Here is a 14,706-nt window from a genome sequence, read left to right on the forward strand (position 1 = left end):
CTTCTATAGCACTTAAGAATAGGCTGCCTGATGCTAGTTTGCATTCTTTTTCGGGTCCAACTGGTCTCTCAGCTTGTCGCCCAAAATATTGACTGACAACACAAATAACGTAATGGCTAGGCCAGGAAAGGTACATATCCACCAAGCTACTGTCAAATATCCTCGTCCTTGAGACAATACTGTTCCCCAATCCGGAATTTCCTTTACTGTGCCAAGTCCCAGAAAGCTTAATCCCGATCCGGCCAAAATAGCGCTACCGATGCCAAGCGTCGCCATCACGAGCAAAGGGGACAAGGAATTAGGAAGCACATGACGCCAAAAGATCCCGAAGGGTGTAACTCCGATGGAACGTGAAGCCGTGACGTAAGAACGTCCTTTTATACTCATAATTTGACCGCGCATAACTCTTGCATAACCGGGGACAGCAGATATGGCTACGGCCAGCACAATATTGAACAAACTTGGGCCAAGAGCCGCCGCAATCGCCAAAGCCAGCAAAATGCCAGGAATAGTCATCAAAATATCAATAAATCGCATCAGTATCGAATCCACTGTACCGCCAATGTAACCTGAGAGCGCACCAATAATTCCACCCATCAGACCGCCGACGAGTACCGACATAAAGCCAATAAACAGAGAATCCCGACTTCCGTGAACAACCAGACTGAATACATCCCGCCCAAAATAGTCCGTTCCGAACCAGTGAGTAGCACTTGGGCCTTGTAAAATATGGTCGCTTAACATTTCTGTGGGTGCATAAGAAGCAATCCATTGTGGAAACGCCGCACAGGCGATTACGAACACAATAATTAGTCCCGCCGCATATACGAACCCATCCGACACTCCACCGAACCGCAACTTTCCAGTTTGCCGAGCTACCCGCAGCTTTCTTTCTTTCCAAATTGTTTTGGCAGCCATTGTTTCTCTCAACCGTCTTCCTCCTCCCTGAATCCTTCCGGCTTACGCCGAGCGTCTAACCCTTGGATCAATGAACGTATACGATATATCCACCAGCAGATTTACGATCACATACATGATGGCAGAGAACAATACAACTCCCTGCACAACTGGTAAGTCTTTAGCCATAATTGCATCCGCAATTAAACGCCCCATGCCTTGCCGCGAAAATACCGTCTCACTCACAACTGCTCCGGCCAGCATTTCTCCCATCAGCATCCCGATCATCGTTATCGCTGGAATCAACGCATTGCGTAGCGCATGGCGATACATAATAACCTTCTCAGACAAACCCTTGGAACGGAGCGTTACGATGAACTGCTCATTAATGACCTCCAGCATACTGTTGCGCACCATTCTGACAATGAACCCTGCACCGACAATGCCCAAAGTGAGAGACGGAAGCACAAGGGTTTTCCAACCATCCGAGCCCATAGCAGGCAGCCATCCCAAGTGAATGGAGAAAATAAGCAACAGCAGAATGCCTGACCAGAATGTGGGCATAGAAATGCCGAACAATCCAACGATTCGTGCGATGATATCAATCGGCTTATCCCGATGAATGGCTGACAGCACTCCAAGCAGGACACCGATAATGACCGAAATAGCAGAACCGGCAAGCGTCAGCGCCAGTGTAGGCGGGAGATTGACCCATATTTTAGGCAGCACCGGATCAGCATTGAGCAGTGATTTTCCAAAATCACCTTGTAGCAGATTTCCGAAATAGTTCAAAAACTGAACATGAAAAGGCTGATCCACTCCCAGCTTATGACGCAAATTGGCGATCATCTCTGGCGTGGCCGTTGAAGGGTCCAGAATCGAATCCACCGGGTCCCCCGGAAGCAGATACAAAATACTGAATACCAAAATACAGGAACCCAGAATGACCAACAAAGAAGTAACCAGTCTTGCTGCAACAGCTCTGATCATAGCCCACACTCCTTCCCGTCTGAATGGTCCCCAGAAACTATTTAGCAATACTATTTTTGAATACGCACATCGTTAAAGAGCGGATAACCCACTACATCGAATTTGAGACCCTGCACAGACTTGGCGGCTCCAACCGTATAAGGGAAAACATAAATAGGAATGATGACGGCCTGATCGCGGATTAGCTGTTGCACCTTTTTGTAAATCTCCTCCCGATTGGCATCATCCTTTTCAATAGCTCCCTGCTCCAACAGCTTGTCGACTTCTGGATTGGAGAAGTTAGGCAGTGTAGGCCGCTGATTTGGTGCCGCTGTGTGGTAAAAAGCATATAATGCGTTCGGGTCCACATTGACCTGGCTATTTCCGTAGAAATCATAGTTTCCGTTCGTATATACAACTGTTGCAATATCCTTGGTAATTTCAATCTTCACATCAACACCGATTTTCTTCAGCTGCTGCTGAATAATGGCTGCAATGTCGTTCCGTTTTTCACGGTTCGGAGTGCCGTCTACATAATGTAGCGTCAGGCGTTGTCCATCCTTCACCCGGAAACCATCAGTACCCTTAACCCAACCCAACTCATCCAGTAACTGATTGGCCTTGTTAAGATCAGGCTGCAAACCGTTTTCCAGTGATTTATCATATCCAAAAATACCTGGAGTGAGTGGCGACCAAGCCTGTTCATAAGTTCCTAGATACAGTGTTTTGACGATCGTCTCCACATCAATACCATATTGCAATGCCTGCCTCGCCTTCAATTCATTCCACGGTGTCTTCTTTTGGTTAATGAACAGCGTGTATGGCAAGCCTAGAGTATTGACCTGCAACAATTGGAAATTAGGGTCACTCTTCAACGTTAAAATATTCTGCGGTGGGACGGTTTCAGCGGCCAAAGCCTGCCCACTCTGCACACTGCCGATCCTGGTTGCCTCCTCCGGAACAATTTTAAAGGTCACGCTGTCCAAATACGGCGCTCCCTGATTTTCAATAGTTTCCGGTGCCCATTTGTAATCCGGGTTACGTTCGATTTTGATTTCTGCATTTTCGTCCCATTTTACAAACTTAAAAGGGCCTGTACCCACAGGATGCTTACCGAATTGATCTCCATATTTTTTAACTCCTGCCGGAGAAACAATGGCTACAGCCGGAACACTTAAATTACTCAAAAATGCTTGCGATGGTCGTTTCAGATTCAATTTAATCGTGTATTCGTCAATCACCTGTGAGGACTCATAGGGAGCCAGCAAGTTAGCGGCATTACCTACTACGGCTTGCGGATCAATAATCCGATCATAGCTAAATTTAACAGCTTCCGCATTGAACGGAGTTCCGTCATGGAACTTAATGTCCTTGCGCAGCTTGAATGTATAGCTTTTGCCATCCTCGGAAACGCTCCATTCGGTTGCCAGCCAAGGCTTAATCGTATTGTCCGGCAGCTTTACCACCAAGTTATCGAATATCGCACGATATACCCGAGATGCTACTGCCAATCCACTCTTATGTGGGTCAAGTGAATCCGGCGATGTTGCCAGGGCATAGGTAAGATCTCCACCTTCTGCAGCTTGCCCGTCTACTGCTGCATTTGCATCGGTATTCGTAGAATTGGCTCCGCTATTACCCGAGCATGCTGATAAGACTAGCACCATCGACAGGGTTAAAGCTGCCATTTTTGCAAATCGACTTGTTCGTTTCACGAAAAACACTCTCCGATCTGATGGATGATGTTATGATTACATTGCATTTGGGGAGCCGATGTTCCATTGTTGATAATTCCAATCTGATATATATGAATTATGTTAATAACTGTATACCTGCGTTTTTCTAGTGTCAATGCAGGTTCTAATTGGAATGATCTATAGATGGATAGAAGACTTGAATTGACAACAAAAAAGAGCCGACAGGATATTCTCCCCGACTCTTTTTCATTACTGATTTTTCTATTATGAATTTTTCAGGTATTGAAAAACTGACTTATATTCCCTCTTACCGGATGTGTTTGTTCCCTGTACTCACCTTTCGTATAGCTTCCAATCACCTTACGCCAAAAGGATTGTGCCGGCCTATTGGTGCTCATTTGGGTCACCTTCCAACGTCCGTTAAAACGTCCAAACAGCTCATGAGCCGCCCAAGTCCCAACCCCATTATGCCGATAAGGACGAAGTACAAAGAACTCAGCCATGTAGTAGTCAGCTTCTCGATTGCTGGACATTCGATCAACGAGTGCAAAGCCCACAGGAATATCCTGTCTCCAAATCAGAAAAGGTAGCTTCTGTTCACCGCTCGTCCAATATTGATACAAGTCTGGATAAGCCGGGAATGTCCCCTTCTCAGTGACATCAATTCGAAGATAGGCTGTAAAATCGTATAAATAAAATTGCATGAGCTGTACAATAATGTCCTTTTGCGACTCCGGTACACTCTTAATAGACAGCTTCAGTTCCGATTTGATATTATACCCCATACATTCACCTCTCTTGGCGGTTCAATCTGTTCTTTAACTTCGAATTACATCCCATCCAGTGCTGTTCAAAATATGCTAAAATACATATATATTATGACCGGACGAGGTGGAACCCAATGAATATACAAAAGATCATCGACCGGCGCAAACTAGATGAAAAAATGCCGGGATTACCATGGTACGTGCAGCAATTTATGGATTACAAGCTGCCCGACTTGTCCCCTTCCACATTACTAGAATATGTGCGGGATTACGAAGCTTTCTTTTCATGGCTTCGCTCGGAAGGCTTGTCTACTGGAGAAACAAATGCCCAAGTTACACTGGAAGAATTGGAGACACTTCATATGGACAGTATTACAGGCTTTCGATTATTCCTGTCTACGAAGCGCGAAGGCTCCAACTCCCGTATTACCATTTCACGTAAGCTATCGTCCCTGCGTTCGCTTTTTCATTATTTGAGTCAGATCGCTGAGGATGAAAATTTTTATCCATTGCTCAAACGCAACATTATGGCCAAGGTCGAAATCAAGCGCATACATAAACCCAAGGATACGGCGGCCAAGCTTAAAGGTAAAATACTGGAAGAGGAAGAACTGCTTGAATTCATCGGTTATATTTATGAAGGCTATGGTCAGGATTTGGCCGATAACAAGCAGGCGTTATACTCCTATGAACTAAATAAGGAACGGGATGCCTGCATCGCCAGCCTCATTTTGAACTCAGGCCTGCGCGTATCTGAAATCGTCAATCTGAATCAAGATGATTTAGACATAAATAATAAATTATTATATGTGTACCGCAAAGGCAATAACGACGAAACCTTTAAAACGCCGGTGTATTTCCGCGAGCAATCCAAAGATGATCTCATACTTTATTTGTCCCTAAGACATACCCGCTACCGCGCCCCAAAAAAAGAAAAAGCTCTCTTTGTCGCACGTCCTAACGGCAGTACAGAAGGCAAACGAATGACCAAAAGAGCGATTCAGGCAATGATCATCAAGTACGCCAAGCGTTTCGGCAAGCCTTACCTTACCGTGCATAAGCTTCGTCATTCCTTTGCTACTGATTATTATTTACAAAATGATATTTACAAAACAAAGGAACAACTGGGGCACGCTTCGACAGAAACAACAGAAGTGTATGCCCACCTGACTGACAAAACCATGTCCCAGGCGATCGAACGGCGGGTAGAGACTCTAACCGACTCAGCCGATTGATGTCTCACCCCTGCTTATTCCTCATTCCTTCTATCTGCTTTTGAATCTGTTCGAGTAGCCAGCGGCCTGCAGGTCCGTTGGCCTCGGCAGGAAATATCTGTATCATTTCATCTGAGTAGTGACCTTGAGCCCAATCCATTTGATGCTCCCAAACCGCTACCCCCTGTACATTTGTCAGCTTATCGGTAAGCTGAGCATCCAATTGTTCCTTCACCATGACCAGCTTTGGATAATCCTCCTGCTTGAAGCCTTCCAGCAACACACAATCATAGGCCTGAAAATGCCGGATCAGACTGGTGACAGGCTGACTATGCTCCTCTAAAATGGCTGTTCTTCCAGCCGAAACAATAGCTACGCCTTCAGCACCCGCCTGTCGGTGCTTGTACGTATCTGTACCCTCATGATCCATTTCAAATTCATGTCCATCATGCTTGATCACTGCTACGCGTAGACCTGACTTCTGCACATAACGAATCAACCCTCCGAGAAAGGTCGTTTTCCCCGTATTTTTGAATCCGACGATTTGACATACAAATGGATGTTTCGTATTCACGTTACCTGTCCACCTTGTAATACCAGTACACGCACCTCTTCACCTTCGCGTAATCCTTCTGTTGTAGGAGGAATTACGATCAGACAGTCGCTGTCCTTAATGGTCACCATGACACTAGATTCATCTGCTCTCGCAGGAATCGCGTATACTTGCCCACCACGTATCTCCAAAGAGCTGCGTACAAAGCGTGTATAATTGTTTACCTTCGTATAATCTGCGCCTAACTTCGCCGTCCAGGTTTGTAAATATGGATGTGCCGAAGATAACATCATTTGGATCGTCGGCCGTACAAACAGCTCACAGCCTACAAAGCACGCACCGGGGTTGCCTGAAAGCGCAAATAACAGCTTGCCGTCAATCACTGCGGCTGTGGTCACACTTCCTGGACGCATCGTAACCTTGTTGAACAGCATATTCACATCTTCCTGTCGTACCAGGTCACCCATAATATCAAAATCCCCCACCGATACTCCTCCACTCGTGACCACGATATCATAGGCAGCTATCGCTTCACGTACAGAGGTACGGGCAAGGCTCAAATCATCATGAATGGCTTGTAAAATGAACGGCTCTCCTCCTGCCTCTCTAATTTGAGAAGCCAGCATATATGTATTACTGTTTCGAATTTTCCCCGGTTGTAACGGCTCATCCACTGCAAGTAATTCCGATCCTGTAGAAAAAACGGCCACCCTGGGCTTTCTGTAAACAGGTACCTGATGTACTCCAAAAGTAGCCAGTACCGAGATGTGCCCTGCTCCCAGGCAGGTTCCCTTACTAAGCAAAAGCTGACCTTCCTGAATCTCATGACCAACATGTGTTACATTTTTGCCAATCTCCATACGCTTCTTCAAGCCGACATATGTCTGTCCGTTTTCCTCACGCAGCTGTGTTGCTTCCAGCATGACAACTGTGTCCGCCCCTTCAGGTAATTGCGCTCCTGTCATGATACGGGCAGCCATTCCAGTCTCCACCCGCTTGTCCGATACGGTGCCACATGGAATTTCATCAATCACATGTAACCAGATTTTCTGACCGGACGAGCAGACTTCGGTGTCCGAGCCAAGGATCGCATAACCGTCCATACCTGAGCGACGAAAACGGGGATACGGGTGTGGTGCGGTCAAATCCATTGCCAAAGAACGTCCATGCGCCTGCTCCAGCTCTACGTCTTCCCTTTCACCCTGTTTAACATGACTAGCTATCCTGCTTTGCGCCTCTTCCACCTGAACTGCTTTACGCTGGAATTTTTCTGCGTTTAATGATGTATGATTCATAATCTCACTCCGTTCTTCTAAAATGCCCTCTTTCTGTTATAACGCTAAAACCGTTATCTGGCAAATCGGGGGGTGTCTAAGTATGTATGGCAATAAAAATAACCCGTGAATTCCACGGGTCATTTCCATAACTTTTTAAGTGCTTCAAGCTTATTATGAGAAATAGAGCAAGTGAAGCTTCGAATCGTACCAGGCCTTCAATCTCACAGCTAAAAAGCTTCCTTACAAGCCTGTGCGGTTAGCCCGATCGTATAAAAACAATGTCTAGAGTAACGCGGTACATAATCAGTTCTTTTCTTTTTTCTTGAGCTCTGCCGGTATCGGTTTAGCGCCAAATACTGTTTTTTCGTTTTTGGTAGATTCGTTAGCATATTTTCCCAGTCTTAAATTTAAAGCTCTCGCCAATTTCTTATCCATTTTCGTTCACCTCCTTTCCATAAAGGAAGAATACTGAATGCTTGAATAGCTAAAGCTAAGCATATTATGTGGGATTGTACTAAAAAATTCACCGCACAAATCAAAACACATACCGTTTTATAATATTTGTGGTTATTGGTCTTATGAATATAAATAAAATGATTGGGTGCATAAACTAAAAACACTAATACTGAACAAGCATTAATAATCAAAATCGTTGATAAATTTAAAGTGACGAGAGGTATAGTTACACATATTGCCGTTGTAAAACAGACACAAAATGTAAGATTACTGAAGTGTGCCCCTCCTGAAAATTTTCTTACAAACATGATAGTTACTAGAGCTAATAACGCCCCCCAAAAATGCCCAGTCATCCAAGCAATAATCGCAACCATTAGTATCGAAGATACTTCGGTAATTTTTATACCAAGCGCATATTCCATCACTTCTACACTTGTTGGACCATCAGGATCAGCTTTTTTTATTTCCGTTGCGATGTACCGTGATAGCGCTTCTAGCATCCTCATAATCTCCTCTCTCTGAAAAGAAATACGACACGCCGAAAGTAAGCAATGAAATGGATAGCAATCCTATGGTGTTTGAACTATAGAGCATATACAAAGTAATAAAAATGGTGACAGCTGAAATTATAGCACCTAGAATCAACAGCTTATTTAGGGATGATAAGTAATTTTCAACTCTTAAAAAATCATGTGGAGGCTGAATTATAAACGAGAAACCAAAGTTATATTTTCCCATTATATAAGAAATAAAACACGCAATAATAATAGAAGATAACTGAATAACGTAAATAGAAGAGCCAGAAGTATGATTAATAGCACCTGGTTCTGCTACTCCAAAAAAATACGCAAACAGAAATACAAAAAGTTGTAGGTTAATGTAGGCCGTTAGACCTGAACCAGCAGAAAAAGCTGCTAGATGGGTTTTGATCCCTAAACCGAATCTAAAAAAGATAACCATTAACAAATACTGAAGCGGCAAATCTAATTTAGGCAAGCCTATAACTTCCCTCATTAGAAAGGAAAACAAAGCTATGCCAATTGCATAGAATAATATTTTTGTGCGATATTCCCTCACGGGAAGCATATAAAGCCTTAAGACCAAAATAACAGCGGCCAAAGCATCGAATACACCAAGTAATATATATAAAAAAGCAGATAACACAGATACACCATCCTCTTATTTCGCCTGTTGTAATTGTATATTTTACTAATAGATGTGGCAATGAAATAATCTAGTAAACTGGTAATATTTGTTTTTATGTAAGGTAAATATTTATTTTTATCGTCAAAAAATATGGAAAGAACGATTTTAAAATCGCCCTCTTGTTGCAATTTTAGCCTGTAACCTTCTGAATTATCTATCTGGCATCATCCTTTTGTCGAGCTGCTCAATTACAAGCGGCCAAGCTGCTCATGTTGGTTCCTTGAATTCTCATCTGGAAAACCTGCATGCGTTAAGTAAAGATGCGTGCCATTACCGCGAGGTTTAAGCTCAACGGTGACCACTGTTTCAGCTCCCTTGGTGCCGCCTTCGCCAGTAACCCAAGTCAGCTCAATAAGTCTGTTTTGCTCAAGTCTTAGAAATCTTCCGTAATGTGGATGACGCTTCCCTTCAAAATGCGTTTCGAAAAAGAAGGTCGTGTTCACTTCAGCCTCCATTAATACTGATCCTGGGGCTGCAAACCAACTGTCAAACTGCTTCGTCCACGCCTGATACAGGACATTCGGAGAACACTCCATTTTTCGTTCCACCATTAGATTAAATGGTCTTTGTGAAAGATCTGGCCAAGAAATAGATAGTACCATTTAAATTTTAATCCCTTCAATCAAACAGAGTTTTGATTATCTCTACATTATTATATCCATAAAGGTGTAGGTTGCGGCTGCTTTCCCTTATCTGTCCACTTCTACTTGATGGCTGTGCCGCTAGATGATCACCAACGTCATCTCTAAAAATAAAAAAAGGAACTGTGCATCAGTACCACAGTTCCGCGAATCTTTTGTTTTCAAATAAATTGACGATACCCGTCATCGTCGACTTCGTCGGCTGATTTTACCTGAACCGCTACGTGTTTTGGGCTTACTATAAGATCTACGCGGCGAATCGAATATGCTGGAACCGCCGCTGTCGCTCCGGTCACGTGAAATCGAGCCTCTGCTCGGTGAACTGCTGGACCCTCTGTCGAACAAACTTCCGCTTGACCCAACGCTAGAATCCGAGTTCTTTCCTCTACGAGTAACCGAACCTTTCCGCTCCACCGTAATCGGCGGAATCGCCTTTTTCTCCTGCACCGTAGGAGCACGATACTGACCCTGAGAAGGTCGGTATACATCTCTGCTGGAGTAGCCTCGATAGGAGCCTGAACCACGCAACGAATCAAACAGAGCATCCAGCACAGTTGCGGTTAAGTATCCTTTTAGAAAGCTTGAACTGTAATTTTGTTCGACATACTTTTTACTGTCAATTTCAATGAGTGTATCTTCCTTCTTAGCTGGATCTTGCTGCAAATGGTACCACTCATCGCTATATACCAGAAACATCCGCTCATTGCTCTGCGGTGACATTTGTTCCGGTGTACGCTGTTCTTTCAATTCCTCCGCTACTTCCGGGACTGTCTTACCAGCTGCCCGGTATACATACGAGGTCGAGTCTCCGCTGCCACTAACCGATTCCAGCGGATACGTATCTTTTACACTTGGCGCGCCGCAGCCGCTTAATACGGATACGAACAAGCTCAGCGCCACCATGATCTTTAATGCATACTGCCAGGTGCGTTTGCTCATGTGTAACCCTCTCCTAGCTTGCCCGAATAACCTTGACGTCTCCGGTAATCACTTCTTCTCCTTCATAAAGCATAAAGCGACCGTCCTGCCACTCTACCCGCAACCGATGATAATCATCAGACTGGTACTGCCAAACATGCTGCTCTCCACCCTGTCGGAAAGGAGTACGGCCAATGACGGTAACATGCCCAGAATACTGCTCCTCCAAATGGTACGTTGTATCATCCAGCTCTAAAATGGTCGGCACTTCCTCGGGGTTGTCAAGTCTGCCGTCGATGGCCTGATATAGTCCGAATTGCAGTGTTTCCCGTTCCTCAATATGAAGATAACTGACTTGATTACCATCCTGAAGCGTCAAAACAACGGCATTCCGGGCACGATTATGTACACGACCTACCACTTCATAGGTAACAAGCGACACTTCACAGATATCACCTGGATTTAAGTGAAGCATGCTTTTCTCTGCTTTTGGCGGCTCCGGCTTAGCAAATAGATTTGAAATTCGTTTCCACACACCCATGGTTATATTCCTGCCTTTCTTAGCCTAGAAGCATGCTGTAATGATCAAGGCGCCAACCAGATGAAGCGCTCCTGAAAACAGACCGAAACCAATTTTACCTTCCTGTGTACCTTTATCCAGATCAAACTGAGCCCAGTACCGCAACAGCAGACGTACAATAACTTCCAAAACAAGCAGGATGACAAAGGCGATCACAGAATACACAAGCGCTTCGAGCAAATTATTAGCTGTAGCGATAGAGCCCGACAAAATATAGCCTTGTGCAACCAGCTTCATAATCATTCGTACCGTTACGGCCATATTTCCAGCTTTCACTTCGGCAAAATCCTTATACTTCGTAAATAAAGAGTCGATATACATTAATGCGAAAATCAAAATAGCCCCCGCACCAGTCCATACAAGCATTGCTTTCATCGTTTCTAAAAAATGCATTTCATACCATCCTCCACATCTTCTTGACCTTCATATAATGTTTTGCGCCTCCAGGCAGGGAAAAGCGAAGGAGAAACGTTTCTCCTTCGCTTCCTGAGCAATCACACTTGGTGGCATTGCTAAATGTTCTTATTTATTTTCGTATTGCTTTAACAAAGCGGCAAGCTCATCGTCCACGGCGCTTTTCTTATCCAGCTCTTTGAACTCCTCATCCAACGATTTTTCCTTAGAGGACATTTCGTTGCTCGCTTCGGCACGTGCTTCTGCTTGCAGCATTTTTTCTTCCATACGCTTCAATCCGGCAGTTGCCGTATCAGAGCTAAAACCGTTCATAGCTTTGTTAATTTCGGTTTGCGCTTTAGCTGCATTATAACGGGCAACCAGTGTTTCGCGCTTGTTTTTCATTTCTGTCAGCTGTCTGCGCATTTCATCCAGCTTGCCACGTAGATTATCGGCTGCAGCTTTGTTCTGTTCGTAACCAGCTTTGAACTCGTTCATTTTTTGTTCAGCAGATTTCTTTTCTTCCAGCGCACGACGGGCCAGATCTACATTTTGTGCTTTTGCAGCGGTATGTGCCTGTTCTTCACGTTTCTTTACCAAAGCAGCCTGTTCTTCGTATTGCTGTTTGAACCTCTTTTCAATAGCAATTTGAGCGGCTACCGCTTTCTCTGCATCTTCCAGGTCCTCTTGCATATCACGAATGTATTGATCCGTCATTTTAATTGGATCTTCTGCCTTGTCGATAATGGCGTTAATGTTGGACATCGTAAGATCTCTTAATCGTTTGAAAATAGACATGTGAAGTTCCTCCTAGAGTTGAATGCTTAAATTTTAAGCTCTGTACACATGTTTACGCAAGCTTTGCAAAGAGGGTTTCAAAAATATCTAAAAACCGCGCAAGTAAGGCTCTGGGATGTCGGCCTGTACTTTTAGCTCCCGCGATGCATGCAGCGCCCAATAGGGATCACGCAGCATGGCACGGCCTATTGCTACCAGATCAGCTTCTTTCTGCTGAACAACCCGGCGGGCGTCCTCATAATCATCCAGTAAGCCAACAGCAATCACAGGTACATTCAGCTTTTCACGGATGGTATGAGCCAAATCCACCTGATAGCCGGCACGCGCAGACGGGCCTCCGCCAGAACCAATCGGACCCTCACCACCAGAAGAGATATGGAAAATATCCACACCTGCATCACGATATCGTTCCCCTACGCCTGTTATGTATTCCACGTTATATCCATCTTCGACGTATTCTTTGGCAGATATCCGCATAAGCACAGGCATGTCAGCAGGAAGAACCTCTTTAACAGCATGTATGACCTCAACACCGAACAGTGACAAATCCTGTCCATATTCATCTTCTCTGGTATTTGTTAAAGGCGAATGAAATTGATGGATCAGATAGCCGTGAGCGCCATGTATCTCAACCGTATCAAAACCGGCTTCCATCGCGCGGCGTGCGCCTTCTTTGTATGCCTGAACCAGTTCCCTGACTTCAACTGTCTTTAAGGCGTGCGGCTTTTTAAAGCGTTCGCTAAAAGGAATCGTGGACGGACCCACAGGTTGCTCAGCATCTTCAGCCTTGCGTCCAGCGTGGCCTAGTTGAATACCAATCTTGGCACCATACTTGTGGACTTCCTCTACAATCTTACGATATGCAGAAATATGTTCGTCACTCCAAATACCCAAATCACGATCCGTAATACGTCCATCTGGATGGACCGCTGTCATTTCCACAATAATAAGTCCAGTGCCTCCTACTGCCCGGCTCACATAATGGACATGATGCCATTCCGTTGGATTTCCGTCCTTGGCCTCCACGCTGTATTGGCACATCGGGGGCATGACAATCCGATTTTTTAAAGAAAGCCCCTTTAATTGATAAGGAGTAAACAAGTCGGTCACTTTTATCCATCCTTCCTTCAATTCCATGTCTGTATAATTATGAATTGCATCCCCATTATACACCAGCTGTCACTAGTATACCGAATTCGTTGTAAGGCTAAAACTTGCGAAAATGCTCCTGTTATCGGTCATGTTTAAGAGAATATGTACGTTTAGCTCCATCATCTTCATTGATAATCGTTTCATCGTGGGCTTCTTTCCATTCGTTTATGAGCCGAACTTGGTTAACAGCATATTTTTAATAGGACAGGTACATAATAGTCGAGAGCACCACTAGGTACCACTGCACGGGAAAGGGGGGATACATATGCCGTACAGGGGAGTGTTGCCATGCTTGGCACTGTTACTAGCATTCTCAAGTTTACCCGTTCACGCGGATGCGCCTCCCAACACCGGAACGCCCCATCCCAAGGAAACAGCTGTTGCTTCTTCTGTACATCAGAGCACAGATCGAGCAACTCCTACATTAGCAATGCTGCGAAAAAAACATGCGGACATTTTTAAAATGTGCGGCCCACACACCCGCCAAATTGCCCTAACCTTTGATGATGTGCCCGATTCTAGGTATACGCCGCAGGTTTTGGACGTATTACACGCCAATGGCATCAAAGCCACCTTTTTCATCGTCGGTCACCGTGCGGAAAAGCATCCGGGGATCATACGCCGTATTATCCGTGAAGGCCATGCTATAGGAAACCATTCCTATACTCATCCGGATTTTAGGAAGGCCACACCCGAACGATTTCGCAACCAGATTACAAAAACAGAACGTATTTTACAGGCCAGCGCAGGTTTTCGCCCCAAGTTGATCCGTCCACCCTACGGCGAAATCACGGAGCCTCAAATCCAATGGGCACGTCGTCATGGCTATATGATTGTCAATTGGAATGTAGACTCTCTCGATTGGAAGGGATTAAGTAAAACACAAATTCAACGCAATGTGATCCCAGCTACCGGGCCTGGCTCTATTATTTTAATGCACGCAGGTGGAGGTCAAAGTTCCAACTTGCAAGGCACTGTCCAAGCTCTGCCGGGTCTAATTCACTCTCTAAAAGCTAAGGGCTACAAATTTGTGACAGTCCCCCGGCTACTCCACACATCGGAACGGAAATAACCATATGTTTATGATTGAGCTACAAGCTAAAGCAACGTAAAAAGGCTGTCTTACCAGCAGAAGTTTTCTGCTCGTCAAGACAGCCTTTTTTTATGGATAAGACCTGATAAGAGTCC

The 14,706-nt window shown here is 44.8% G+C and carries 16 protein-coding genes and 1 pseudogene; 2 read left to right on the plus strand and 15 right to left on the minus strand.

Features of this window, described 5'->3' with window-relative positions; genetic code table 11:
• Window positions 1-33: 33 nt before the first annotated feature.
• From NLX78_RS03575 to NLX78_RS03590, 4 genes are all read right to left on the minus strand, one after another.
• Window positions 34-930, minus strand: coding sequence for an ABC transporter permease (locus NLX78_RS03575; RefSeq protein WP_250261229.1), 897 nt, complete (start codon window positions 928-930; stop codon window positions 34-36).
• Between the two features lie 30 nt (window positions 931-960).
• On the minus strand, window positions 961-1,887 hold the full coding sequence (locus tag NLX78_RS03580) for an ABC transporter permease (RefSeq protein WP_250261228.1): 927 nt from the start codon (window positions 1,885-1,887) through the stop codon (window positions 961-963).
• A gap of 50 nt (window positions 1,888-1,937) precedes the next feature.
• Entirely contained in the window at window positions 1,938-3,581 is a 1,644-nt protein-coding gene (locus NLX78_RS03585; RefSeq protein WP_416145794.1) for an ABC transporter substrate-binding protein, read from the minus strand.
• A gap of 257 nt (window positions 3,582-3,838) precedes the next feature.
• Complete coding sequence (locus NLX78_RS03590; protein WP_023988942.1) at window positions 3,839-4,348, minus strand: GNAT family N-acetyltransferase; 510 nt, start codon at window positions 4,346-4,348, stop codon at window positions 3,839-3,841.
• A gap of 116 nt (window positions 4,349-4,464) precedes the next feature.
• On the opposite strand from NLX78_RS03590, the gene xerS reads away from it, so the two are divergent.
• Window positions 4,465-5,565: a tyrosine recombinase XerS gene (gene xerS / locus NLX78_RS03595; RefSeq protein ID WP_254349626.1), complete on the plus strand. Its 1,101-nt coding sequence runs from the start codon at window positions 4,465-4,467 to the stop codon at window positions 5,563-5,565.
• Between the two features lie 4 nt (window positions 5,566-5,569).
• Here xerS and mobB read toward each other — a convergent pair whose 3' ends face one another.
• The 11 genes and pseudogenes from mobB to NLX78_RS03645 form a co-directional block, all read right to left on the minus strand.
• Window positions 5,570-6,118: a molybdopterin-guanine dinucleotide biosynthesis protein B gene (mobB, locus tag NLX78_RS03600; RefSeq protein ID WP_254349627.1), complete on the minus strand. Its 549-nt coding sequence runs from the start codon at window positions 6,116-6,118 to the stop codon at window positions 5,570-5,572.
• Window positions 6,115-7,392 carry a molybdopterin molybdotransferase MoeA gene (locus tag NLX78_RS03605; RefSeq protein ID WP_254349628.1) on the minus strand — a complete coding sequence of 426 codons (1,278 nt, stop codon included), beginning with the start codon at window positions 7,390-7,392 and terminating at the stop codon, window positions 6,115-6,117. Before NLX78_RS03605 ends, mobB begins: the two co-directional genes overlap by 4 nt.
• A gap of 285 nt (window positions 7,393-7,677) precedes the next feature.
• Window positions 7,678-7,809, minus strand: coding sequence for a hypothetical protein (locus NLX78_RS26430; protein WP_023988946.1), 132 nt, complete (start codon window positions 7,807-7,809; stop codon window positions 7,678-7,680).
• A complete protein-coding gene (locus tag NLX78_RS03610) occupies window positions 7,782-8,330 on the minus strand; it encodes an accessory gene regulator ArgB-like protein (RefSeq protein WP_254349629.1) in 549 nt (182 codons plus the stop codon). The genes NLX78_RS26430 and NLX78_RS03610 overlap by 28 nt, the downstream gene beginning before the upstream one ends.
• Window positions 8,281-8,994 carry a hypothetical protein gene (locus tag NLX78_RS03615; protein ID WP_254349630.1) on the minus strand — a complete coding sequence of 238 codons (714 nt, stop codon included), beginning with the start codon at window positions 8,992-8,994 and terminating at the stop codon, window positions 8,281-8,283. The genes NLX78_RS03610 and NLX78_RS03615 overlap by 50 nt, the downstream gene beginning before the upstream one ends.
• Before the next feature lie 192 nt (window positions 8,995-9,186).
• Window positions 9,187-9,638: pseudogene (locus NLX78_RS03620) on the minus strand (SRPBCC family protein).
• A 222-nt stretch (window positions 9,639-9,860) separates the two neighbouring features.
• A complete protein-coding gene (locus NLX78_RS03625; protein WP_254349631.1) occupies window positions 9,861-10,616 on the minus strand; it encodes a DUF4247 domain-containing protein in 756 nt (251 codons plus the stop codon).
• Window positions 10,617-10,629: 13 nt separating this feature from the next.
• A complete protein-coding gene (locus tag NLX78_RS03630) occupies window positions 10,630-11,136 on the minus strand; it encodes a DUF4178 domain-containing protein (protein WP_254349632.1) in 507 nt (168 codons plus the stop codon).
• Window positions 11,137-11,160: 24 nt separating this feature from the next.
• On the minus strand, window positions 11,161-11,568 hold the full coding sequence (locus NLX78_RS03635; protein WP_254328511.1) for a DUF350 domain-containing protein: 408 nt from the start codon (window positions 11,566-11,568) through the stop codon (window positions 11,161-11,163).
• Window positions 11,569-11,697: 129 nt separating this feature from the next.
• The gene (locus tag NLX78_RS03640) at window positions 11,698-12,366 is read right to left on the minus strand and encodes a PspA/IM30 family protein (protein ID WP_013310486.1); all 669 of its coding nucleotides are present in this window, start codon (window positions 12,364-12,366) and stop codon (window positions 11,698-11,700) included.
• 87 nt (window positions 12,367-12,453) lie between these two features.
• On the minus strand, window positions 12,454-13,476 hold the full coding sequence (locus NLX78_RS03645) for an NADH:flavin oxidoreductase/NADH oxidase (protein WP_254349755.1): 1,023 nt from the start codon (window positions 13,474-13,476) through the stop codon (window positions 12,454-12,456).
• 307 nt (window positions 13,477-13,783) lie between these two features.
• Between NLX78_RS03645 and NLX78_RS03650 the strand changes: the two genes are divergently transcribed.
• Window positions 13,784-14,590, plus strand: coding sequence for a polysaccharide deacetylase family protein (locus NLX78_RS03650; RefSeq protein ID WP_235309698.1), 807 nt, complete (start codon window positions 13,784-13,786; stop codon window positions 14,588-14,590).
• The last annotated feature ends 116 nt before the right edge of the window (window positions 14,591-14,706 follow it).

It is taken from the genome of Paenibacillus sp. Lou8.1, assembly GCF_024213565.1.
Classification (GTDB): Bacteria; Bacillota; Bacilli; order Paenibacillales; family Paenibacillaceae; genus Paenibacillus; species Paenibacillus polymyxa_B.